The organism is Streptomyces sp. SID14515, from assembly GCF_010548505.1.
Classification (GTDB): Bacteria; Actinomycetota; Actinomycetes; order Streptomycetales; family Streptomycetaceae; genus Streptomyces; species Streptomyces caviscabies.
Genome location: NZ_JAAGMH010000108.1, coordinates 21,461 through 43,118 on the forward strand (window position 1 = coordinate 21,461; position 21,658 = coordinate 43,118).

Here is a 21,658-nt window from a genome sequence, read left to right on the forward strand (position 1 = left end):
GGCCGCCGGCTCGCGCCCGGCACGGGCGGCTCCTCCGGCCCGGGCAGCTTCTCCGGCCCGGGCAGCTTCTCCGGCCCGGGCGGCTTCTCCGGCCCGGACGCGTCGCCGGTCACGACCCCGGTCCGCCGGGCATCCGTCCCGTACCGCCCCGTCGCATACGCTCGACCCATGCGCCAGCGCCCCATCGGCACCGCCACCCGCGGGACCACCAACCCGAACCGGCTGCGCCGCATGGACCGCTGGATCGCCGACGCGCACGGCCCCGCCCTGCGCCGCGCCGGGACGCCCGTGGCCGTCGATCTCGGGTACGGGGCGACCCCCTGGACCGCCGTCGAGCTGCTGGACCGGCTGCGCACCGCCGAGCCGCGCACCGTGGTGGCGGGCATCGAGATCGACCCGGAGCGGGTCGCGGCGGCGAAGCCGTACGAGCGCGAGGGCCTCACCTTCGTGCACGGCGGCTTCGAGGTCCCGCTGGAGGTCCGGCCCCTGCTCATCCGGGCGGCGAACGTGCTGCGCCAGTACGACGAGGACCAGGTCGCCGAGGTCTGGGCACGGCTGTGTTCCCGACTCGCCCCGGACGGACTCCTGGTGGAGGGGACCTGCGACGAAATCGGACGCCGGCACGTCTGGGTGGCCCTGGGGCCCGAGGGTCCGCGCACGGTCACCTTCGCGACCCGGCTCGGCTCGCTGGAGCGCCCCTCCGACCTCGCGGAACGGCTGCCGAAGGCGCTGATCCACCGCAATGTGCCGGGCGAGCCGGTCCACGCGTTTCTCCGGGACTTCGACCGGGCCTGGGCGGCGGCCTCCCCGTACGCCTCGCTCGGCGCACGGCAGCGCTGGATCGCGGCGGTGCGGGCGGTGGCGGCCGACTGGCCGGTGGTGGACGGGGTACGGCGGTGGCGCCAGGGGGAGATCACCGTGGAGTGGGACGCCCTGCGGCCCGACAGCCACTGAACGCTTGCCCGGAGGGGCGCAGTTCGCCCGCTCCGGAAACACCGAGGAACACCGAGGAACACCGAGAAACATCCTGGACCGTCCGGGAACGCCACAGGGCCACCATTCGTCCCAGTGAGGGGGACCTCGCGGGACGTCGTGCGAGCCGGGGCTGTCGGCGAAGTGGCCCCGTGCGGGCGATATGTGACGCGTCAGGTGCCGTCGGGCTCTGTTGCTTTGGAGGGCGGCATGGCACGATCGCGACGTCGCCCAGAAGTTACTGACGGTAAGTCAGATACGCGCCCGGAGGGGGAGCTCGTGAACCGACGCCACTGTGCCACTGCCGCCATCACGCTGGTCTGTGCGCTGGCCCTGCTGACGTCCACGGGCCAGGCCATGGCCGCCCCCGTTCCGGACCCCTCGCCCTCCCCTTCCGCTTCCTCCTCCCCCGCCGGCTCGCCGCCCCGCTACTCCAACGCGGATCTCGAAAAGGTCCGCGAGCAGATCGAGACGCTGTACCGGAAGGCGGGCGCGGCGACGGACGCGTACAACCTCGCCGAGGAGCAGACGAAGAAGCAGTCCGGCGAGATCGTGAAGCTGGCCAAGGCGATCGTCGACGGCCAGGCGCGGATCGCCGCGCTGAAGGACCGGGCCGGCGCCCAGGCCCGCGAGCAGTACCGCAACGGCGGCCTGCCGCCCGGCGCGCAGCTGGCCCTGAGCAACGACCCGAAGCTCTTCCTGGACGGGATCAACAAGGTCCACCAGAGCCAGCAGGCCTCCAAGTCGCTCCTGACCGAGCTGAACCAGACGCAGCAGGACCTGGAGACGTACACCCAGGACGCCAGCGCCAACTGGGAGAAGCTGGAGACGAACCGGGTCAAGCAGGCCAAGGCCAAGAAGAAGATCAACTCCCAGATCAAGGCGGCGGAGAAGCTCGAATCGCAGCTGGAGAAGAAGGAGCGCGACCGGCTCCTGCAGCTGGAGCGGGACGCCGCCGACAAGGCGCAGACGGACTGGCTCTCCTCCGGCGCGGTCAAGGACGTCAGCGGCGAGGCGAGCGCGGCCGGAGCGGCGGCGGTGGCCTTCGCTACGGCCCAGATCGGCAAGCCGTACGTCTGGGGAGCGGAGGGCCCGGCTTCGTACGACTGCTCCGGCCTGACGTCCCAGGCCTGGCTGGCGGCGAAGCGGCCGATCCCGCGCACCTCGCAGGAGCAGTGGCGGCTGCTGCCGCGTATCGACATCCAGGACATGCGCCCCGGCGACCTGATCATCTACCACGCCGACGCCAGCCATGTCGGGATGTACGTCGGCGACGGCGCGATCGTCCACTCCCCGCGCCCCGGCCGCAACGTCACGCTCGCGGGCGCGGGCTCGATGAAGATCCTCGGCGTGGTCCGCCCGGACAAGTAGGACGGGGCAGCACGCGGAGGACCGGACCACGTGAGCGGGGCCACGTGAGCGGGGCCACGCCGCCGTTCACGGGCGCGTGATGTTTGTCATGGGCGCTTCCCCGCCCGTACGGCGGCCCATCGCGCCGGATCCGTGTCGGGACGCGGCTTATGACGGCGCATATGACGGGGGCCGGTTCCCGTGCGCCATTCCGTTCCCCCGCCGCGGACCGCTATCGTCCCCGACTGGCGGATCGTCGATCGTCGACCCGCCGCGCCCTCGGGGGGAGGGAAGGAAACCCGAACCGATGCCCGTACCCGTACCGCAGCAGCGATCCGTTCCCGCTGCGGAGACCTCGCACGGCGACCTCACCCTGCTGGTGATCGAGGACGACCCGGCGGGCACCACCATCACCGTCCCCGAGCTCTCGGCAGCGGCCGGGACCCGGGTCCGTATCCGTACCGCCCGCAATCTCACCGAGGCCGCCCGGCTGCTCACCGACGACGTCGACTGCATCCTGCTGGACCTGGCGCTGCCGGTCACCGGCTCCGGGGCCGAGCCGGCCGAGCCCGGCTCCGAGCGGGCCGAGCCGCTCTCCGAGCGCGCCGACGAGCTGGCGGCCCTCACCCACGTACTGCGCATCGCACCGCTGCACGCGGTCCTCGCGCTGACCGCGCAGGACGACACGGAGCTGGCGGCCGAGGCGGTACGCGTCGGGGCGCAGGACTACCTCTTCCGGGGCGAGCTGGACGCGCGCGTCCTGAGCCGCGCCATCCGCTACGCCGTGGAGCGCAAGCGCGCCGACATCGCCCAGCACCAGCTGACCGAGTCCCGGCTGCGCGCCCAGGAGAACGCCCGCCTGGAACGCGGCCTGCTGCCCACCCCGCTGCTGGACGGCTCCGGGCTGAGCTTCGCCGCCCGCTACCGACCGGGCCGCAGCCGCGCCCTCCTCGGCGGCGACTTCTACGACGTCGTCCGCACCCCGGACGGCACGGTGCACGCGATGATCGGCGATGTCTGCGGACACGGCCCGGACGAGGCGGCGCTCGGCGTCGAGCTGCGGATCGCCTGGCGGGCGCTGACCCTGGCCGGGCTGTGCGGGGACGAGCTGCTCTCCACGCTCCAGCAGGTGCTGGAGCACGAGCGGCAGAGCGAGGAGATCTTCGCGACGCTCTGCACGGTCGACATCGCGCCCGACGGGCGACGGGCCGGGCTCTGCCTGGCCGGCCACCCCGCACCGCTGCTCGCCCGCCACGGCCGGCCCGCCCGGCTGCTCCCGTACGAGGACGGCGGCCCGGCGCTGGGGCTGCTGCCGCGGGCCCGGTGGCCGCGCCGGCAGGTGGAGCTGGGCGGCGCGTGGAGCCTGATGATGTACACCGACGGGCTCATCGAGGGGCGCGTGGGGACCGGCGGCAGCGAGCGGCTCGGCCAGGACGGCATGGTCGCGATGGTCAACAGCCGGCTGGAGCAGGGCCTGGCGGGCGAGGAGCTGCTGGAGGCGGCCGTCGCCGAGGTGCGGGAGCTGAACGGCGGCGAGCTGACGGACGATGTGGCGGTCCTGCTGCTGGGCCGCGATCCGGAGCGGATACGACGATGGGGCGGCAGCGCACCGCGCTCCCGCCCCGTGTCCGTCGACCGGCCGCCGTCCCCGCCCGCGAGGGCGGCGCGGGCTCAGCGCCCGCCGTTGTAGGGACCGTACGGGCCGTCGCTGCTGGAGCCGCCCCTGCGGCCACCGCCGCCACCCGAGACCTCCTTGAGCGCCGGGCGCACGTCGACCATGAACACGATCGACGCGACCACGCCGGCGATCTGGAGGAAGAAGAGCGAGGTGGGAAGCAGGTTCACAGCGACGGCGATGCCGAGGATGATCAGCCAGAAGGACTTCTTCTTCTTGTCGGCGGCACGGTAGGCGTCCTCACGGGCGGTCGCCGCGAAGACGAACGCGACCACGGCCAGCACCAGCATCGCCAGATAGAGCAGCTGGAGAATCGTGCCGAATCCTGAGAGCAACATGCTGTGTACCGCCTAGTGAGTGGATGAGCGCCCTGCGGCCGAGAGGGCCAAGGTACCGGGACAACGAGCCGGCCACCCGTAAAGGTGCCCGCCCCGCGTCCCGGTCACGCGTACCGCGTCCCGGAACGACCCGTGGGGGTCACTTGCCGTCGGTCGGCGGGGTCTTCCTGGCCGCGGGCTTGCGCGGCGCGGGCGTCTTCTTGGCCGGCGCGGCCTTGGCCTCGGCGGACTTCACCGGGGCGGCGGGCTTGGCCTCGGCGGGCACGGCCTTCGTCGCGGCGGGCTTCACCGGGGCGACGGGCGAGGCCTTCGTGGCGGCGGGCTTGGCGGCGGGCGCGGCCTTGGGGCTCGCCTTCGGCTGGCTCTTCGGCTCGGCCTCGACGACGGCGGCGATCTCGACGATCTCCTCCGCGGTCTCCCCGCGCCAGGTCCGTACGGTCTGCTCGCCGTGCTCGGCGACCTTCTCGTACGTCTCCCGGGCCTTGATCGCGTACTCGGCGGCCACGCCCACACTGCGCAGCGCCAGGTCCTGAGCGCTCTCGCCCAGCTTCTTCAGGTCGGCGGCGTCGAACGAACCGAACACCTCGGTGACCTTCGCCTGCACGGTGGCCTGGGCCTCCTTGGCCTGCGTGGTCACCTTCTCCTGCACGGCCTTGGGGTCGGTGTTGCGCACGGCGTCGATCCGCTCGGGCGCCTCGGCCCGCAGCTGCTCGATCAGCGCCGGAACCTTGCGCGCCTGCTGCACGGCCAGGTCGGCCGTACCGGCGGCGAAGTAGAGGGGGGTGGGGTCGGTGAGGGTCTTGCGCAGGTCATCGGTGATGGCCATGACTGTGGTCCTCCCGGATCATCAGGTCCAGCTGCTAGCTGTGAGGGTCTTGGTCTTCGGTGTCGGTGACGTCCGTACCGGCGTCGTCGCCGTTACGGGGCCCGGCATCGCGGCCCGTGCGGGCGTCGGCATCGACATCCGCCTTCGGATCCGCAGTCCCGTCCGCCTTGACGTCCACCTCGACGTCCGCGTCGGGCCCGGGGGCGTAGCCGTTCTCGCGGCGGAAGGAGTCGTAGATCTGCAGCAGAACGTTCTTCTGCCGCTCGTTGATCGACGGATCGGCCAGAATGACCGCCCGCGTCTCCAGCTCCTCCCGCTCCCGCTCGTCGAGGATCCCCGCACGTACGTACAGGGTCTCGGCCGAGATCCGCAGCGCCTTGGCGACCTGCTGGAGCACGTCCGCGCTGGGCTTGCGCAGACCTCGCTCGATCTGGCTGAGATACGGGTTCGACACCCCGGTGGCATCGGCGAGCTGCCGCAGCGAGAGCTGCGCTGCACGGCGCTGCTCCCGCAGGTACTCACCGAGATTGCCGACGTTGAGTGATGCCATGACTCGATAGTGCAACACCCTTGCTAACTATTGCAAGCACATGCTTGCAATAGTGTCGCGCGCCACGCCCGTCTTCTCGTGTGACTCGCAGCGATAACTGTCACTTCGCAGGGATTTCTGTCACCAGTCGCCCGTAGTCGCCGAGCGGTAATCCCCCAAGCCCTGGCTGTGTGAGCCACTAGGTTCGTGTGCGTGGAGACACGGGGGCAGAGGTATCGGTATGTGGGTCCGCCTGAGCTGAAGGAGCTCGTCCGGACGGGTGGTGAAGGGCGGAGCATCCGCTCAGCGGCGGACTTTGGCGAGTGGGTCTCGGCGCTGACCCTGGACGAGTTGGCCGAGCCGTTCACGTTCGTCGTCGATGGCGGCGGAGTGCTGCGACTGGCTCCGCGCCGCAGTGAACACGTGGTGTGTGCCGGCGGCGGAGAGGTGCTGAGCGCCGGTGAGATGAGCTTCCGTGAGGAGTCCGGGCGGTGGGTGGTCGAGGAGGTCAGCAACCAATCGACCGGCTACTGCCCGGACATCAGCTCATGGCCCGCCGTGGCCGAGGCTCTGGATCGGATCGGGATCCATCGACCGCCCGGATTCACGCACGAGGTCGTCTTTCGCCGATGCCACTCCTGCCGGGAGCTCAACATCGTGCGGGAGGAGGACTTCGTATGCGTCTTCTGCGGCGAGGATCTGCCGCGGGAGTGGAACGTCGGGGAGCCCGGGTGACCGGTCAGACCGCGAAGATCGCATCGCCTTGCGAGTGCGGCAGCATGGCGATGCGGCAGGTGAACCAGTTCATCCTTCACGATGAGTTGTGGTGGGATTCGGAGTTCTCTTGCGGGTCCTGTGGCACCTACCTGTGCGAACACGCTGGTCCGGAACCAGCACCTGATGATGTTCGGGAGGCTCTCCTCACGGCGCACGGGTCCGTCAGGCTGCGGTTGGTTGGCTCGGTTCCCAGTCTCGTCCCAGCTTTGAAGGTCTTTCGGGAGGTCTCAGCGGCCTCGTTGTCGCGGGCTCGTGAACTGGTCGGGGAACTGACCCACGATGGTCTGGTGGGGACGTTGTCGGAGATGGAGTTCCTGAAGGCCCGGCTGCAGACGCGTGGAGTTCCCGTCGACGTCGATCGGTAACTGTCCCTGGCGGACTGAACCGGAGCGCTCCAGCGCTGGAATCGATCTTGAGCTTGGGCTGTGGCCCACAATGATCAGATGTCTGCCGTCGGGACCTGGTAGAACCGAGTCCCGGTGGCACTTGGGCCACGAAGCTCTGGGGGGGGGCGGTATGTCGGGACCGGCAATTGGACTGTGGCTCTTCGAACCACGCGGGTTCGCGGACATCCTGGCCGATGTGGTCCCGTGGTTGGAGACCTTCTGCGAGCCGGTGGAGGCCAAGGCCAGCGGTGACGTGGATTTCTGGGTGCGAGACGGTTCGGCCCTGGGCCTGCAGGCCTTCGACCCGGCCGGCGTCGGCGTGTTCTTCCTGTCGGAGGACGAGGAGATCCCTGCCGAGGACGAGGACTACTCGGGTTTCTCGCGGCCACCAGTGCAGGGGCTGATCCTCGGCGCCGGCTGCTCGGGCCCGGTGAACCACGTGCTGCTCGGCCACCTGACGCTCGCTCTCGGCCGCCGTCTCGATGCGCTGGTCGATTTCGACGGCCTCTTGGGTGGTCACCGCACCACGGGAGAGGACACGAGCAACGAGGCAGTCCTGGCCCGGGCGAGAGCACTGGCATCAGAGCTCCCGGGAAGGCTCGTGGAGGTCTCCTATGACACCGGCGGTGGGGACCGGTGGCTTCGACATGTCGGAGACGTGGAGTTCCTGGAAGCCTGGCTGCAACATCCCGACTTCCACTTGATCAAGTAGCGCTTTAGCGTCGATTGTCGCGTCCCGGCTCACGGTGCAGGTCGCCACTCGCGGTCGCGTGCTGTCGCGTACTGGTGGATTCCCTCGATGGTGGCGGGAGTCGTGTGGGTGAGGAGGAACCTCAGTGGCGGGGAGTTCCTCGGAGAGTTGCGCATCCTGTCGCCCTCAGCTTTCACAGGGCCCTGAACCTTCTGCAGATGTGCATGGATCGGAGCGAGTTTTTCCAAAGCTCGTAGGTCAGTGCCCTTCAAGATCTGGTGGGCAATGCTGGTCGCTGCCACGTAGGCCCGGGAGTCGGGGGCGGGGCCAGTCAGCACGTGAAGGTAGTGGAACTTGCCTCTGACCGCGTGCAGGCGGCCCCTAAGGTCTTCCCTCAGCTGAGCGTCGCGCTCAAGGATTCGGGCGTGTTCGTCACTGAGGGCAAGGTCTCGGGCTGCTGGCCAGGTCAGGGTGATGAGGCCGGCGACGGTGTGCAAGTCGATGAAGTACTGACTGGTGTCGATCATCCAGCCAACGTTTCCCACTTCTCGTGGGCCGTCGGGCCCCAGAGCGATAAGCAGTTCTCTCTGAAGCGCGAGGGCTGTTTCGAGGAAGGCTTCGCTGCAGGTGGGTGGGCGGCTTTGGTGATGGCGGGCGCCGCAGACCGGGGCATCGAGGCGACCCGGCCGGCCTTCGACGACGGTGCGGCACTGGTTGGGGTGGAGGTCTTCGTCCTTGATTCGGGGGATGAGGGAGACGCCCTGGGCCTCCAGGCCGGGATGTCCACATTCGAAGCAGTTATGGCGGAGCAGGCAGGCAGGCAGGCAGGCAGTCCCGGATACGGCCACTCCATCTCCGGTCCCCACTCCGGCCGCATCGGCAGCGGCAGCATCACGTCCCGCAGCATCATCGCCGCGTCCACTGCGGTGTCCGACACCAGAGTGAGCCGGAAAGCGCAGAGCGAGTGGGTGAACACATCCAGCGCGAGGGTCAGGTGGGCCCTGACCGGCTCGCCGAAGACACCTTCGCGGACCATCGCCGGCAGCACCGTGGTGTCCAGGGCGACCACCTGCCCGGGACGGTCGACCAGCACATGCCCGGACCGTACCGGCAGATCAGCCGCCCCCAGGTTGCGCGGCCGTGCCCCGCTGGGGCCAAACCACTCGTGCCAGACCTGCCGCAGCGTGTTGTAGGACGGGACGTGCAGGTCGGGCCCGTAGGTCTCTCGTACGTACTGATGGATCAGGCGGGTGCGGGTGGCCATCCCGACCCGGGATCGGCCCTGCAGTTCGGCGTGGACCGCGAAGATCGCTTCCCGGATCTCCGGGCCGATGCTCGGGCGGCGCCCGCCCGGCCGCAGCCACCGGTCATCGGCGCATCCGATCAGCCCGGACCGCTCACGGCCACGCTCCCAGCGGATCAGCGTGCGGTATCCGACCCGATCCAGTCCCAACAGCCGGGCCTCCTGCCGGTCCATCGCTGCCAGCTCGGCGACCTTGGCCCACCGTCGCTCGGTCAGCGTGGTGATGGCCGGGTCGTAGCACGGCCTCGGCTCTCCCGGCCTGGGATCCTCCGAATTCCCGCTACGGAACCCAGTGCCCACCTCCAGCAGGTGGGCCATTCGTAGCCGGACCAACTCCAGCTTCCCCGGCGGAAGATCAGCCACGGACGCGGGCTGCCGCCCGCGGTCCGGGCCGTCGGCCGCTGTGCGCGAGGACGGCCGACAAGTCGGATGGTTGACGAGGAACCGGAAGGTCAGCTGCTGACGGGCTCCCGCCGGATCGCGTACTACAACCCGTCCCAGATGGGGCTCATGCCGTTCGACAGTCCACTCCACCCCGTCCAGGACGAGCCCGGCCCCCGGAGCGAGATCAAGCGCCAGCCGAGGATTCACAGGGCCTCATCTGCGGGCTCGACCAGCGAGCGGTCACTCAGCGGGACAGAGAGATCGATACCGAGGGAACGGTGCCAGAGCTGGTGCAGCAACTCCGCCCGAGCAAGCACCGGAACCGTGGAGGCGGCCACGAGTTCCCCGAACGTCACCCGGGCCCGGGCCCGTTCCAGAAGGTCCGCCCGCAGCCCGAGCGGATCGGGCAGCGGGCGGCGCTGGCAGGACAAAGCGTCCAGCCCGGTGAAGACGTGCCGCCTCCAGCCTGCGGCCACTACGTATTCCCAGCCGCAAGCCAGAGCCATCTCAAAGGCGGCGGCGAACGACTCGACATCCTTCGCGCGCACCCGGTCGAGCGGGCGGACATCGATCAGACACACCCCGGCCCGGGACAGCACCAGGAAGTCCGGAACATGGACACGCGGCCCGCCGCCGGTCCGGAACTGCAGCTTCAAGGGCTGCGGGACCACCTCCCGCACCTGGCCGGCGAAGTCCAGCGCAAGCAGGACCTTCGCTTCCTCCAGATTCTCGAAGCCGTGATGCCGCCCTGTGCTCACCATGTACTGAAGCCCAGGCCGGTGACGCTGCCGCCGATGCCACGAGAACCAGCGAACCGGCCCGACCCAGGGAAGCTGAACCTGAGCAAGGTCCCGAACCGGCACGATCAGTTCGCCGCCTCCGAGGTTCAAGGTGGCCGCCCAGCGACGAGTCCAGCCATCCGAGAGATCCAGATCCTGACGTCCGGAAGCAACCGACACCCGTAGGAGCAAGTCGTCCCAGCGGCAGCGGTGCGGCCACACCGCCCCCGCCTCAGGGGCTGCCGCAGGCAGCAGTCCGTACTCATCGGCCATGCCTTCAAGCAAACGCACGCCCACGGCGCCCCCACCAGCGCGCTTCGAAATTGGTGACAACCCGACTGCGAACACGAACCTTGTGACAACTAGGCCGAGCATTTGGTGACAACCATCGCTGCGAACGTGACCGAGAAGGCCAGGTCAGGCCTCTCGCTCGGTGACAGTTATCGCTGCGAGTCACATCTCGTGAGCGCCCACGGGTCAGGGGCGGGCGCGACGGCCGCCCCCGACCGGCTCCGGCTACCGCTCCTGGCGCTTACTCACGTGCGACGCGGCGGTCATGCCGGCGCCGTAGGTGAATGCGAGGACAGCACCGCCGGACGCCATGGCGGTGAGGGGGGACTGGCCGAGAGCGACGCAGCCGATCCCCGCGATCAGCCCGGCGATGACCGATGCCAGCGCGATGACGACAACGTGATACACGCGGTGATCGCAGGTAGAAGTGGTGGCAGACAAGCAGGGCCCTCCCGTACTCCGTCGGAGCGCCGTCACCTGGATCAGGGCAGGACCGAGCCCGCGCCGGATGCACGTCACAGCGTCGCCGCCCGTCGGGCGTCGCAACAGGGGAGCGTCGGCCAGACGCGCCTATTGGTCCTCTGCCGGAGCGTTGCAACAGTTGGCCGTCATCACCGATGCACCTTGCCTCTCAAGGATCTCGTCAACTACCTCCACAGTAGCCAGCACCACTGACATTCCGACCGGTTGGAGCCGTCGGTCGGGTTCAGCGAGGCGCGAGGAGGCAGAACTCGTTGCCTTCCGGGTCGGCCAGGATCGTCCAGGAGATCGCGGAACGGTCGAAGTCGGGGTCGGTGGCGCCCAGTGCGCGCAGTCGGGCCGCTTCCGCGGCGAGGTCGTCACCGGGGTAGGGGCGGACGTCGAGATGGACGCGGTTCCACCCGCTCTTGGTGTCGGGAGTACGAAGGAACTCCAGGTAGGGCCCGACGCCTTTGGCGGAACGCATGGTCGCGCGGTCGTCGGTGACTTCGTGCAGCGTCCAGTCCATCGCCTCGCCCCAGAACCGGGCCATCTCCCGTGGGTCGGCGCAGTCCACCACCACCGCGGCGATCGGCCCGGTGTCCCGGTAGACCGGACGGGGCTCCAGGACGCAGAACTCGTTGCCTTCCGGATCGGCCATGACCGTCCAGGGAACGTCGCCCTGCCCCACATCGGCGAGCGTCGCGCCGAGTCCCTTCAGCCGCTCGACCAACTCCGCCTGATGGGCCGCCGATGTGGTGGCCAGATCGAGGTGCACGCGGTTCTTGGCCGTCTTGGGTTCCGGGCGGGCGATGAGGTCGATGCAGACGGCCGTCGGGTCGGGGTAGGTGAAGCCCACGGGCTCGAGGTTGGTCACGCCGGGGCCCTCGCTGTCGACACCCCAGCCCAGCACCTCCGCCCAGAACCTGCCGAGCGCGGAGTCGTCATGGGCCTTCATGTTGATCTGCACGAGTCGCGTTGCCATGCCGAAGATCCTAAAAGCTCCGCCGGAAGGCGGCTGCTCAGGTCGATGGGAGACAGGTGGTCGTGGTCGTGGTCGCGGTCGACCCTCCCTGACCCGAGAACCTCGTCTCCCGGGCCTTGCCTTCGAAGATCATTCCGTTGGAGCCTGGGAAGCATGCCTACTCTTCCGACCTTCGTCCTTGTCCACGGAGCCTTCGCGAACTCGTTCTCCTTCGCGCCGCTCCAAGCCGAACTCGGCCTGCTCGGGCATCGTTCGGTCGCCGTCGACCTTCCGGGGCACGGGTTCGGGGCCACGTACCCCGTCGCCTACCAGGCACCCCAGGATCTCGGTGCGCTGGCCGCGGAACCAGGGGCCATCAAGGGCGTCACCCTCGCGGACAACGTGGCCCACGTGATCGAGGTCCTCGAACGGGCCAAGCGGAACGGGCCCACCGTCCTCGTCGCCCACAGCCGGGGCGGCGTCACGGCCACCGCCGTCGCCAACGCCCGGCCGGACCTGATCGACCGGATCGTCTACGTCTCCGCCTGGTGCCCCGTCGATCTGGACGTGAACGACTACTATGCCCAGCCGGAGATGGCCGATGTCGACGCGGGAGCCCTAGCCCTCGCGCTCGTCGGGAACCCGGCCGAACTCGGGCTGCTGCGGGTCAACTTCCGTACGGCCGACCCGGCGGCGCTCGACGCGTTCAAGCACGCGTTCGCCGCCGACCTCACCGATGACGAGTTCCGGACCTTCCTCAATACCTTCCAGCCCGACGAGAACCTCGACGTCGGTACGTCGGCCGACCGGGCGCAGGCCGCGACCTGGGGCCGGGTGCCCCGGACCTATGTGCGCCTGGCCGCCGACACCAGCCTTCCGCCCGCCGTTCAGGACCGCATGATCCGCGAGGCCGACGCGCTCACGCCCGACAACCTCTTCGACGTCCGGACCCTCGAAGGCAGCCATCTGCGCTGGCTCGTCCACCCGAAGCCGGCCGCCGAGCTGCTCGCCGGACTCGCAGCGCTCTGACGCCCGTTCGGGGCGGTCGGCAGCCGTCAGAGGTGGAGGCCCGCCACCTCTGACGCCGACAGCGTGAGCCCCGCCGCCCCGGCGGAGTCACGGACGGAGGCCGGCCGGCGGGCGCCCGGGATCGGGATCACGACCGGTGACTGGGCCAACTGCCATGCCAGGCATACCTGTTGTGGACTGACGCCCCGCGTACGGGCCAGGGCGTGGAACGGCGTGTCCGGTGCCGGTCCGGCCGCGTCCGGGTCGTCCACCGCGCTGCGCGAGATGCCGCCGAGCGGGCTCCACGGCAGGAAGGCCAGACCGATTTCGGTGCACAGGTCGAGGGTGTCCCGGGTGGACAGGTGTGCCGGCGAGAAGCGGTTCTGCACCGAGACGAGGCGGGGGCCCAGGATCTCGTACGCCGTACGGATCTGCTCCCCGTCCACGTTGGAGAGGCCGGCCGCCCGGATCGTACCGGCGTCCGCCAGGTCCCGCAGTGCGCCGACCGACTCGGCGAACGGAACGGCCGGGTCGGGTTTGTGCAGTTGGTAGAGGCCGATGGCCTCCACGCCGAGCCGGACCGCCGAGACCTCGGCCGCGCGGCGCAGGTGGCGCGGGTCGCCGTCCACCGTCCACGATCCGTCGCCGGGCCGGCCCCGGCCGCCCTTGGTCGCCACCAGCGCCCCGTCCGCGCCACTGCCGTACGCGGCCAGCGCCCGGGCGATCAGCCGTTCGTTGTGGCCGAGTTCACCGGCGTACCACTGGTAGCAGTCGGCGGTGTCGATCAGCCGTACGCCGGCGTCGAGTGCGGCGTGGATCGTGGCGACCGCCTGCTCCTCGCTCGGGCGGCCCTCGACGGAGAGCGGCATCGCGCCGAGGCCGATGGATCCCACCGCGATACCGCCGATCATGCGGGCGGCCGAAGGCGGAGAAGGGGTTGATGAGGACTTCATCGCGCCGACGCCTCCTTGATCACGTACGGCAGCCAGTCGGCGACCGCCGAGAAGTCGAAGCCCAGGCGGGACGCCCGGCCGGTGTCCATCGCGTAGCAGCGGTCGAAGGAGAACGGTGAGAGGAGCTCGTCAGGACCGTCGGTCAGCCTCGGCTCCGTACCGGTCGCGCGGCCGATCGCCGCACACAACTCCCGTACGTCCAAGGCTCCGTGGGACGCAGCGTTGACGGGTCCGGTGAACTCCGCTGCTGCCGCCCACGCCAGGAAGCGGGCGATCTCCGGCTCGTGGACGAAGGACGCGGGCTGCGGCGCGGGGTGGACCACCACCGGCCGGCCCTGCTCGATCCGCTCGACGTAGTGCGCGAGCCGGCCGGTGAAGTCCGCGCCGCCGAGGACGTGTGCCGTGCGGACCGTGGCCACGTCGAAGGGGGCCTCCTGCGCGAGCAGCGCCTCCGCCTGGCGTTTGCCCTCGCCGTAGTGGTCCTCCAGGAACTGTTCGTCCGCCCACGGAAGTTCCAGGTCGAACGACCCGGCCGACGGATCGACCGCCTCCTCCGGTACGGGCGGTCCGCCCGGCCGACCGAACTCGGCGTAGACCTCGACCGTCGAGGTCAGCACATAGCGCCGGGTGCGGCCGGCGAAGACCCGGGCGGCGACGGCCGCCTGGACCGGCGAGTAGCAGACCTGGTCGATCACGACGTCGAAGCGCCGGTCGCCGAGCGCCGCGGTCAGCGCGGTCTCGTCGTCGCGGTCGGCGAGCAGATGGGTCACACCGGGCGGCGCGGGCGCCGACCCCCGGTTCACGACGGTCACCGCCGCCCCCGAGTCCCGCAGTTCCCCGATCAGCCGGCGCCCGAAGTGGCGGCTTCCTCCGATCACGCACACGTCCATGCCGCGAAACCTTTCCCGTACGTCGTCCTGCGTCGTCCTGCGTCGTCCTGCGTCGGCCCGTGTCGGCCTGCGTTGCCCTGCGTCGACCTGCGTCGTCGGCCTGCGCTGTCCTGCGTCGGGCCCGCGCCGTCCCGCGTCTTCCGCATTGAGTCTGCTCAGCTCCAGTCAACGGCGGTAGTGTCGATCGAGGCACCACGTCATTAGGAGAACTGTTGATCGACGTTCAGCGGCTGGCCGTCCTGCGCGAGGTCGCCCGTCACGGCAGCTTCAACCGCGCGGCCCTCGCACTGCACTGCACGCCCTCGGCCGTCTCGCAGCAGATCGCCGCTCTGGAGCGCGGCCTCGGCGCGCCCGCCGTCGAACGCTCCACCCGGGGCGTCACGTTGACGGACGCGGGCCGCCTGCTGGTGGAGGCGGCCGACTCGATCGCCGCCGAACTCTCCGACACCCAGCGGCGCATCGACCGGCTGGCCGCCGAGCGGATCGCACTCACCGTCGCCACGTTCGCCAGCGGCGGCCGCCGGCTGCTGCCCGCCGCGCTCTCCGGATTCGTCGCCGACCACCCGGAGGTGGAGCTGACGATCCTGGAGGCGGAACCGGAGGAGAGCCTGCCCGGTGTCCGCGAGGGGCGCGCCGATCTCGCCCTCGCCTACCACTTCGACGGCCCGCCGCCCGCCCGGCCCGGCGACCGGTCCGGCCTGGACTGGACGCCCCTCGGCGTGGATCCGCTGCGGGTCGTCCTGCCGCGCGACCACCCCGCCGCCGCGCGCTACCTGGACCGCCCGGATCCGCCGCATCTGGCCGAACTCGCCGACCAGCGCTGGATCCTGGGCTGCCGGAAGTCGGCCGTCCAGCTCGCCGGCCATGCCGAACTGGCCGGCGTGGAGCTGCGGATCTCGTGCACGGCGACCGATTACGGCTTCGCGCAGTCGCTCGTCCGCGCCGGCGTCGGCATCGCGCTGATTCCCGAGATCGGCCTGACCCGGGACCCGGAGCTGATCGACTTCCCGCTGGCCGGGCCGAGCCCGCGCCGCCACCTGGGTCTGGCCCTCGCCCGCCGCCGTCGCGGCCCCGGAGCCCGCCTGGCCGAGGAGCTGGCGTCCCGGATCCTCGACGGGCCGCCGGGAGCCCCATAACCATCCCTTTCCGGATGATCCATCACGGATCGAATGAGTACGCTGGATGTCATGACCGCCATGACACCCACCCGCACCGCCCCCGACCTCTCCTTCCTCCTCGACCACACCAGCCATGTCCTGCGGACCCGGATGTCGGCGGCCCTCGGCGAGATCGGCCTGACCGCCCGCATGCACTGCGTCCTCGTCCACGCCCTGGAGGAGGAGCGCACCCAGATCCAGCTCGCCGAGATCGGCGACATGGACAAGACCACGATGGTCGTCACGGTCGACGCGCTGGAGAGCGCCGGCCTCGCCGAGCGCCGGCCCTCCAGCAAGGACCGGCGCGCCCGGATCATCGCGGTCACCGAGAAGGGCGCCACCCTCGCGCAGCAGAGCCAGGCCATCGTCGACCGGGTCCACGACGAGGCCCTGGCGGCCCTGGACGCGGGCGACCGCACCGCCCTGCTCAAGGCCCTGAACGCGCTGGCCGCCGGACATCTGGCCACCCCCGTGGAGAGCCCCCGCTCGGTACGCCGAGCACGCCAGACCGCGAAGTAGGGACCAGGAAGCAGGAGCGAGGAAGGGCGAAGCGGCACGAAGCAGAAAGAAGCAGGAAGCCGAGCGGACCGTAAGAGATAGTCCGCAACAAAACCATCTGCTACGGTCACTTCTGTCGTCACCTCCATCGACAGGAGCGGACCCATGTCTGCCGACGCCCTGCCCACCTCCGCACACCGCCCACCACAGCCCCCGCAGCCGCCGCCATCACCGCCCACACCCCGGACCCGGGCGCTCGCTCTCGGCGTGATCGCCACGGGGATGCTGATGATCGTGCTCGACGGTTCGATCGTGACCGTCGCGATGCCGGCCATCCAGGACGATCTGGGGTTCACGCCCGCCGGGCTCAGCTGGGTGGTGAACGCCTACCTGATCGCCTTCGGCAGCCTGCTCCTGCTGGCCGGCCGGCTCGGCGACCTGATCGGCCGGCGGCCGATGTTCCTGGCCGGGACCGTGCTGTTCACCGCCGCCTCTCTGGTCGCCGGAGCCGCCGCCTCGCCCGCCGTGCTGATCGCCGCCCGCTTCGCGCAGGGCCTCGGGAGCGCGATGAGCGCGGCGGTGGCCCTCGGCATCCTGGTCACCCTGTTCACCGAACCCGCCGAACGCACCCGCGCCATCGCCGTGTTCTCCTTCACCGGCGCGGCCGGAGCCTCCATCGGTCAGGTACTCGGCGGTGTCCTCACAGACGCCTTGAACTGGCACTGGATCTTCTTCATCAATCTGCCGATCGGTCTCGCCGTCCTCCTCGTCGCCCGGCGCGTCCTGCCCGCCGACCGGGGCCTCGGCCTCGCCGCCGGGGCCGACGCGCTCGGGGCGCTGCTCGTCACCGCCGGTCTGATGCTCGGCATCTACACCGTGGTCGAGGTGGAGTCGTACGGATGGCTCTCGGCGCACACGCTGGGCCTCGGCGGCCTCGCCCTCGCCCTGCTCGCCGCCTTCGTCGTACGGCAGGCCACCGCACGCACCCCGCTGATGCCCCTGCGGATCCTGCGCTCGCGCAAGGTGTCCGGCGCCAACCTCGTCCAGATGCTGATGGTGGCCGCGCTCTTCGCGTTCCAGGTCGTCATGGCGCTCTACCTGCAGAAGGTCCTCGGTTACGGGGCCGCCGCCACCGGCCTCGCCATGCTGCCCGCCGCCGTGGTCATCGGAGCGGTCTCGCTGGGGCTTTCGGCCCGGCTCGCCGCCCGGTTCGGCGAGCGGACCGTCCTGCTGACCGGGATCGGGCTGCTGATCACCGCCCTCGGGCTGCTCGCCAGGCTGCCGGTACGGGCGGACTACGTCACCGATCTGCTGCCCGTGATGCTGCTCGCGGCCGGATTCGGACTCGCGCTCCCGGCGCTGACCTCGCTCGGCATGTCGGGCGCGGGCGACGACGACGCCGGGCTCACCTCGGGCCTCTTCAACACGACCCAGCAGATCGGTATGGCCCTCGGCGTGGCCGTCCTGTCCACCCTGGCCGCCGGCCGGACCGAGGCGCTCGGCGCCGCGGGACGCTCCTCGGCCGAGGCGCTGACCGGCGGCTACCGGCTGGCGTTCACCGTCGGTGCGGGGCTCCTCGCGGCGGCCTTCGTCGTCGCGACGCTGATGCTCCGGCCGGGGCGCACCGGCGGAGCGCCCGAGGGCCCAACACCGACCATCGGGAAGGATGTTGGGCCCCGCCGTGGGCCCGTGGGCCCCTGACAGGACGGCCGGCCGACCCTACCGTCTATGCGGGTAGACCCTCGTGTCCCGCTCGTCCGACGTACCCTGCCCGCCTTCCCGGCCGCCCGCCCCGCTCCGCCCGCTCCGAGGGAGACCTGATGTGCCGATCCTGCGCAACCACCGCCGCACCGGCCGATACGTCCGTGGACGCTGATGCTCCGGTCCACGGGGTGTCCCGTCGGGGACTGCTGGCAGGCCTGGGCCTGGGCGCGCTCGCCGTGAACCTGAGCCTGCCGACAGGGACAGCCGGAGCCGCCACGGCATCGGCATCGGCATCGGCATCGGCATCGGCATCGGCATCGGCGAAGAACGGGGCCTGGGCCAATCCCGCCCTGGGCCGGTTCCCGGCCGGCGGTCACTACGGCGCGCCCAGAGGCGGCGCGTCGCACGCCGGCCAGGACGTCAGCAACTCCACGGGCACCGCCGTCCACGCGGCGGCCGCGGGCACGGTCGTCCGACGGTCGTGGGGCGGGGGCCTGCCCGGCCGGACCGGTAACGCCCTGGTGATCGCGCACGGCGGCAACCAATACACGTACTACGGGCACCTCAGCGCCTACCGGGTCGCCCTCAACGCCACGGTCACCGCCGGGCAGCGGATAGCCGACATGGGGGCGACCGGCAATGTGACCGGGCCGCACCTCCACTTCGAGACGCACACCGGAAGCCTCGGCAGCACGGTGAACCCGGTCGGCTTCCTGGCCGCCCGGGGTGTGGACCTGGCCGGCGGCTGGTCGAGGATCGACCCGGGCGCGAGCGGGGCCACTGTCGTCGTGATCCAGCGTCTGATGACCCGGCGCGGCCACACGCTGGTCGCCGACGGGCAGTACGGCTCCGTGTCGGTCGCCGCCGTCAAGCGGTTCCAGAGCTCCAAGGAGCTGGTGGCCGACGGCCAGGTCGGCCCGGCCACCTGGCCCGCGCTCGTGTACACGCTGCGGCAGGGCAGCAGCGGGGACCACGTCCGGGCCCTGCAGACCGCGCTGAACAAGCGCGGTGCCCGACTGACGGTCGACGGCGGCTTCGGTTCCGTCACCACGAGCGCCGTCCGCGCCTACCAGAGCGCCAACCGCCTGGTGGCCGACGGCGAGGCGGGCCCGGTGACCTGGCGGGCGCTGACCGGCTGACCCGCCGCCGAGTGTGGGACACACGGTGACGCGTGCTGTCCCGCAGGCCGCCCGGAAGGGCGGCTGTGGTCGGCCATGAACGGTCCGGCGGCCGGTTATGGTCGACCACACAGACCACCGCACAACCGCACCATCACAGAGTCGCAGCGCCGGAGGGCCGAAGCGAAGGCCACGTAGGAGACCAGGCATGAGCACGCGATACGCCCCGCGCGACGACCGCACGCCGATCGTCTCCGCCGCCGCCCCCGCCTCCGTACGCGCCTCCGCACCGGCCCCCGTCGGCCGCGACTTCGACGCCGTGCTCTGCGACCTCGACAACGTGGTCCGCTTCTACGACACCGCCCCGCTCGCCGCCCTGGAGCGGGCCGCCGGGCTGCCGGAGGGCGCGACGACCGAGGTCGCCTACGCGCCCGAGGTCGATCTCCCGCTGCTCCTGGGCCGGATCACCCCGGCCGCCTGGGTGGAGGCGATCGCCGCGGGGCTCACGGAGCGGGTGGGCGCGGACCGGGCCCGTGAACTGGGCCGAGCCCTCGCGGACGCCCCCTTCCGGGCCGACGAGGAGGTGGTGGCGCTGCTGCGGCGGGCCAGGACCCACGTCCCGCTGGTGCTCGTCACCAACGCCACCCTCCAACTGGACGACGACCTGGCCCTGTTGGGCCTGACCGACCTGGCCGACGCGGTCGTGAGCAGCGCGGTGGAGCAGGTGGCCAAGCCCGACCCGGCCATCTACCGCATCGCGGCCGAGCGGGCGGGCGTACCGGCGGCGCGGTGCCTGTTCGTGGACGACCGGCAGGAGAACGTCGACGCGGCCGCCGCCCTCGGCATGACCGGCGTCCTCTACCGCGAACCGGCCGACCTGCGCGCCGCGTTGGGGCCCTGCGCGGAGCCGGCTCCGCAGCCCGGCCGCGACACCGGCCACGTGACCGCGTGACCCCCGTGGACCGGAAGCCGGAACGACCGCCCGGAAGCCGGAAGCCGGAAGTGCTGTCCGGCGGGCTGGCCAACGCCGGAGCCGTCCTCCGCCACGGCGACGCCGTCGAACGTCCCGCTCCACCGCACGTCGCCGCCCTGCACGCCCACCTCCGGGCGCTGCGCGGGCAGGGTTTCGACGGCGCGCCCACGCCCCTGGGCGTCTCCGCCTCCGGTCTCCGCGAGCGGCTCTCGTACGTGCCCGGCGAGGTCGCCGTCGCCCCGCATCCGGCCTGGACCTGGACGGACGAGGTCCTGCGCTCCGTGGGGGCGCTGCTCCGGCGGATGCACGACGCGGCGGCGGCCGTTCCGTTCGACCGCGCTGCGGGCTGGCCCGCCGACCTGGCCGACCCGCAGGGGGCGACGGCTCCCGGCGCGCTGATCTGCCACAACGATGTGTGCCTGGAGAACGTGGTGTTCCGCAGCGGTGGCGCGGCCGCCCTCATCGACTTCGACCTGGCTGCGCCGGGCCGCCCGGTGTGGGACGTGGCCATGGCGGCGCGTTACTGGGCGCCGATGCGGGGCCGCGCCGGTCTCGACCTGTCGCACCGTCTACAGGTCCTGGCCGACGGCTACGGACTGGGGCGCGCGGACCGGGCCGCCCTGCCCGGGGTGATCGAGCAGGCCACCGCCGTGTGCCGGACGTTCGTCGAGTCGCGGGTGGCGCGGGGGGACGCGGCGTACGTGGCGGCGTACGAGAAGAGCGGCCGTGCGGAGTGGGACCGGCATCAGAGCCTGCTGGCGGACTGTCGCCGCGAGCTGACGGCCGCCCTGCTCGCCGACTGACCAGCGCCTGGCGCGGCTACGCGACCTCAACCCCGCAGCCCTCAGCCGCGCGGTCTAGGCTCCAGGCCCGTCCGCAGCTGGACGAACGCGTCCTCGGCCGCCTGCACCGCGCCCGCGTAGACCCGGTCCGCACTCTCCCCCGCGTCGATACGCCGCCAGTTGTCCAGGGCCAGGATGCGCAGGACGGCGACGATCTGCCCGGCCGCGAGCCGTTCGGGCGCCCCGCCGCCGAGGGCGCGGGCGAGGGCCGCCTCGGAGCGGACCTGGTAGGCGTACATGCGGGCCACCAGCGACGGCGTCCCGTACAACAGGCGGAGGAACGCCAGCACTTCGGGCACGTCGCACAGGCCGGTCACCGGGTCGCGGCGGTCCAGGCCGTCGAGGAAGTGGCGGCGCAGGGCGTCCAGCGGGCTGTCGCCGGAGGGGCGTCCGGCGACCACCCGGGCGGGCTCGTCCTCGTGGTCGGCGAACCGGTGCAGCACCAGGTCCTCCTTGGCGGGGAAGTACCGGAACAGCGTCGGCTTGGAGATGTCCGCCGCTGCCGCCACCTCAGCCACGGACACCTTGTCGAAGCCGCGCTCCAGGAACATCGCGATGGCGGCGTCGGAGACCGCCTGGTAGGTCAGCTGCTTCTTGCGTTCCCGCAGACCGAGCGGCGCCGAGGGCCGCTGCCGCGCGTGACCGGCGGCGGCCTGCCCGCCGAAACCGTGGCCGACCCCGTTCCCGGGCTCGCGGACGGGCCCGTTCCCGGCCTCGCTTCCGGGCTCGTTGCCCAGTCCGCTTCCGCTCACGGACTCGTTCCCGGCGTTCTCTCCGCTCATGACCATGAA

23 protein-coding genes are annotated in these 21,658 nt (G+C 71.2%); 12 read left to right on the plus strand and 11 right to left on the minus strand.

Annotated elements, in window-relative coordinates:
* Nucleotides 1–168 precede the first annotated feature (168 nt).
* From G3I54_RS24920 to G3I54_RS24930, 3 genes are all read left to right on the plus strand, one after another.
* Nucleotides 169–954, plus strand: a complete 786-nt coding sequence (locus tag G3I54_RS24920) for a class I SAM-dependent methyltransferase (protein ID WP_164617235.1) — start codon at nucleotides 169–171, stop codon at nucleotides 952–954.
* A gap of 297 nt (nucleotides 955–1,251) precedes the next feature.
* Nucleotides 1,252–2,343 (plus strand): C40 family peptidase, encoded by a 1,092-nt coding sequence (locus G3I54_RS24925; protein ID WP_164617237.1) that lies wholly within the window; start codon nucleotides 1,252–1,254, stop codon nucleotides 2,341–2,343.
* 286 nt (nucleotides 2,344–2,629) lie between these two features.
* Nucleotides 2,630–4,012 carry a response regulator gene (locus G3I54_RS24930; protein WP_164617239.1) on the plus strand — a complete coding sequence of 461 codons (1,383 nt, stop codon included), beginning with the start codon at nucleotides 2,630–2,632 and terminating at the stop codon, nucleotides 4,010–4,012.
* On the opposite strand, the gene G3I54_RS24935 is transcribed toward G3I54_RS24930, so the two are convergent.
* From G3I54_RS24935 to G3I54_RS24945, 3 genes are all read right to left on the minus strand, one after another.
* Complete coding sequence (locus tag G3I54_RS24935; RefSeq protein WP_164617242.1) at nucleotides 3,994–4,335, minus strand: DUF2516 family protein; 342 nt, start codon at nucleotides 4,333–4,335, stop codon at nucleotides 3,994–3,996. The two genes, G3I54_RS24930 and G3I54_RS24935, sit on opposite strands and share 19 nt — an antisense overlap.
* 139 nt (nucleotides 4,336–4,474) lie before the next feature.
* Nucleotides 4,475–5,161: a hypothetical protein gene (locus G3I54_RS24940; protein ID WP_164617244.1), complete on the minus strand. Its 687-nt coding sequence runs from the start codon at nucleotides 5,159–5,161 to the stop codon at nucleotides 4,475–4,477.
* A gap of 34 nt (nucleotides 5,162–5,195) precedes the next feature.
* Complete coding sequence (locus tag G3I54_RS24945; protein ID WP_164617246.1) at nucleotides 5,196–5,711, minus strand: helix-turn-helix transcriptional regulator; 516 nt, start codon at nucleotides 5,709–5,711, stop codon at nucleotides 5,196–5,198.
* A 192-nt stretch (nucleotides 5,712–5,903) separates the two neighbouring features.
* On the opposite strand from G3I54_RS24945, the gene G3I54_RS24950 reads away from it, so the two are divergent.
* Nucleotides 5,904–6,425 (plus strand): hypothetical protein, encoded by a 522-nt coding sequence (locus tag G3I54_RS24950; protein ID WP_164617248.1) that lies wholly within the window; start codon nucleotides 5,904–5,906, stop codon nucleotides 6,423–6,425.
* A 558-nt stretch (nucleotides 6,426–6,983) separates the two neighbouring features.
* Nucleotides 6,984–7,565 carry a DUF6368 family protein gene (locus tag G3I54_RS24955; protein ID WP_164617250.1) on the plus strand — a complete coding sequence of 194 codons (582 nt, stop codon included), beginning with the start codon at nucleotides 6,984–6,986 and terminating at the stop codon, nucleotides 7,563–7,565.
* Nucleotides 7,566–7,594: 29 nt separating this feature from the next.
* On the opposite strand, the gene G3I54_RS24960 is transcribed toward G3I54_RS24955, so the two are convergent.
* From G3I54_RS24960 to G3I54_RS24980, 5 genes are all read right to left on the minus strand, one after another.
* Nucleotides 7,595–8,071 carry a hypothetical protein gene (locus G3I54_RS24960; RefSeq protein WP_164617252.1) on the minus strand — a complete coding sequence of 159 codons (477 nt, stop codon included), beginning with the start codon at nucleotides 8,069–8,071 and terminating at the stop codon, nucleotides 7,595–7,597.
* Nucleotides 8,068–9,165 (minus strand): hypothetical protein, encoded by a 1,098-nt coding sequence (locus tag G3I54_RS24965; protein WP_164617254.1) that lies wholly within the window; start codon nucleotides 9,163–9,165, stop codon nucleotides 8,068–8,070. The genes G3I54_RS24960 and G3I54_RS24965 overlap by 4 nt, the downstream gene beginning before the upstream one ends.
* Nucleotides 9,166–9,434: 269 nt before the next feature.
* A complete protein-coding gene (locus G3I54_RS24970) occupies nucleotides 9,435–10,283 on the minus strand; it encodes a TnsA-like heteromeric transposase endonuclease subunit (RefSeq protein ID WP_164617256.1) in 849 nt (282 codons plus the stop codon).
* Nucleotides 10,284–10,526: 243 nt separating this feature from the next.
* Nucleotides 10,527–10,709 (minus strand): hypothetical protein, encoded by a 183-nt coding sequence (locus G3I54_RS24975; protein WP_343240409.1) that lies wholly within the window; start codon nucleotides 10,707–10,709, stop codon nucleotides 10,527–10,529.
* 298 nt (nucleotides 10,710–11,007) lie between these two features.
* On the minus strand, nucleotides 11,008–11,745 hold the full coding sequence (locus G3I54_RS24980) for a VOC family protein (RefSeq protein ID WP_164617260.1): 738 nt from the start codon (nucleotides 11,743–11,745) through the stop codon (nucleotides 11,008–11,010).
* Nucleotides 11,746–11,898: 153 nt separating this feature from the next.
* On the opposite strand from G3I54_RS24980, the gene G3I54_RS24985 reads away from it, so the two are divergent.
* Nucleotides 11,899–12,753: an alpha/beta fold hydrolase gene (locus tag G3I54_RS24985; RefSeq protein WP_164617262.1), complete on the plus strand. Its 855-nt coding sequence runs from the start codon at nucleotides 11,899–11,901 to the stop codon at nucleotides 12,751–12,753.
* 26 nt (nucleotides 12,754–12,779) lie between these two features.
* Here G3I54_RS24985 and G3I54_RS24990 read toward each other — a convergent pair whose 3' ends face one another.
* Together G3I54_RS24990 and G3I54_RS24995 are read right to left on the minus strand one after the other, a co-directional pair.
* Nucleotides 12,780–13,685 (minus strand): aldo/keto reductase, encoded by a 906-nt coding sequence (locus G3I54_RS24990; RefSeq protein WP_239144561.1) that lies wholly within the window; start codon nucleotides 13,683–13,685, stop codon nucleotides 12,780–12,782.
* A complete protein-coding gene (locus tag G3I54_RS24995; protein ID WP_164617264.1) occupies nucleotides 13,682–14,575 on the minus strand; it encodes an NAD-dependent epimerase/dehydratase family protein in 894 nt (297 codons plus the stop codon). Before G3I54_RS24995 ends, G3I54_RS24990 begins: the two co-directional genes overlap by 4 nt.
* A gap of 212 nt (nucleotides 14,576–14,787) precedes the next feature.
* On the opposite strand from G3I54_RS24995, the gene G3I54_RS25000 reads away from it, so the two are divergent.
* From G3I54_RS25000 to G3I54_RS25025, 6 genes are all read left to right on the plus strand, one after another.
* Complete coding sequence (locus G3I54_RS25000) at nucleotides 14,788–15,711, plus strand: LysR family transcriptional regulator (RefSeq protein ID WP_164617266.1); 924 nt, start codon at nucleotides 14,788–14,790, stop codon at nucleotides 15,709–15,711.
* Between the two features lie 51 nt (nucleotides 15,712–15,762).
* The gene (locus tag G3I54_RS25005) at nucleotides 15,763–16,251 is read left to right on the plus strand and encodes a MarR family transcriptional regulator (RefSeq protein WP_164617267.1); all 489 of its coding nucleotides are present in this window, start codon (nucleotides 15,763–15,765) and stop codon (nucleotides 16,249–16,251) included.
* 144 nt (nucleotides 16,252–16,395) lie between these two features.
* Nucleotides 16,396–17,931, plus strand: a complete 1,536-nt coding sequence (locus G3I54_RS25010; RefSeq protein WP_275408016.1) for an MFS transporter — start codon at nucleotides 16,396–16,398, stop codon at nucleotides 17,929–17,931.
* A gap of 119 nt (nucleotides 17,932–18,050) precedes the next feature.
* Nucleotides 18,051–19,073, plus strand: a complete 1,023-nt coding sequence (locus G3I54_RS25015) for a peptidoglycan-binding protein (protein WP_164617269.1) — start codon at nucleotides 18,051–18,053, stop codon at nucleotides 19,071–19,073.
* Between the two features lie 187 nt (nucleotides 19,074–19,260).
* Complete coding sequence (locus G3I54_RS25020; RefSeq protein WP_164617271.1) at nucleotides 19,261–20,004, plus strand: HAD-IA family hydrolase; 744 nt, start codon at nucleotides 19,261–19,263, stop codon at nucleotides 20,002–20,004.
* 5 nt (nucleotides 20,005–20,009) lie between these two features.
* The gene (locus G3I54_RS25025; RefSeq protein WP_164617273.1) at nucleotides 20,010–20,828 is read left to right on the plus strand and encodes a phosphotransferase; all 819 of its coding nucleotides are present in this window, start codon (nucleotides 20,010–20,012) and stop codon (nucleotides 20,826–20,828) included.
* 41 nt (nucleotides 20,829–20,869) lie between these two features.
* Here the strand turns inward: G3I54_RS25025 and G3I54_RS25030 are convergent, their stop codons facing one another.
* Nucleotides 20,870–21,655, minus strand: a complete 786-nt coding sequence (locus tag G3I54_RS25030; protein WP_203687135.1) for a TetR family transcriptional regulator — start codon at nucleotides 21,653–21,655, stop codon at nucleotides 20,870–20,872.
* Nucleotides 21,656–21,658: the final 3 nt, after the last annotated feature.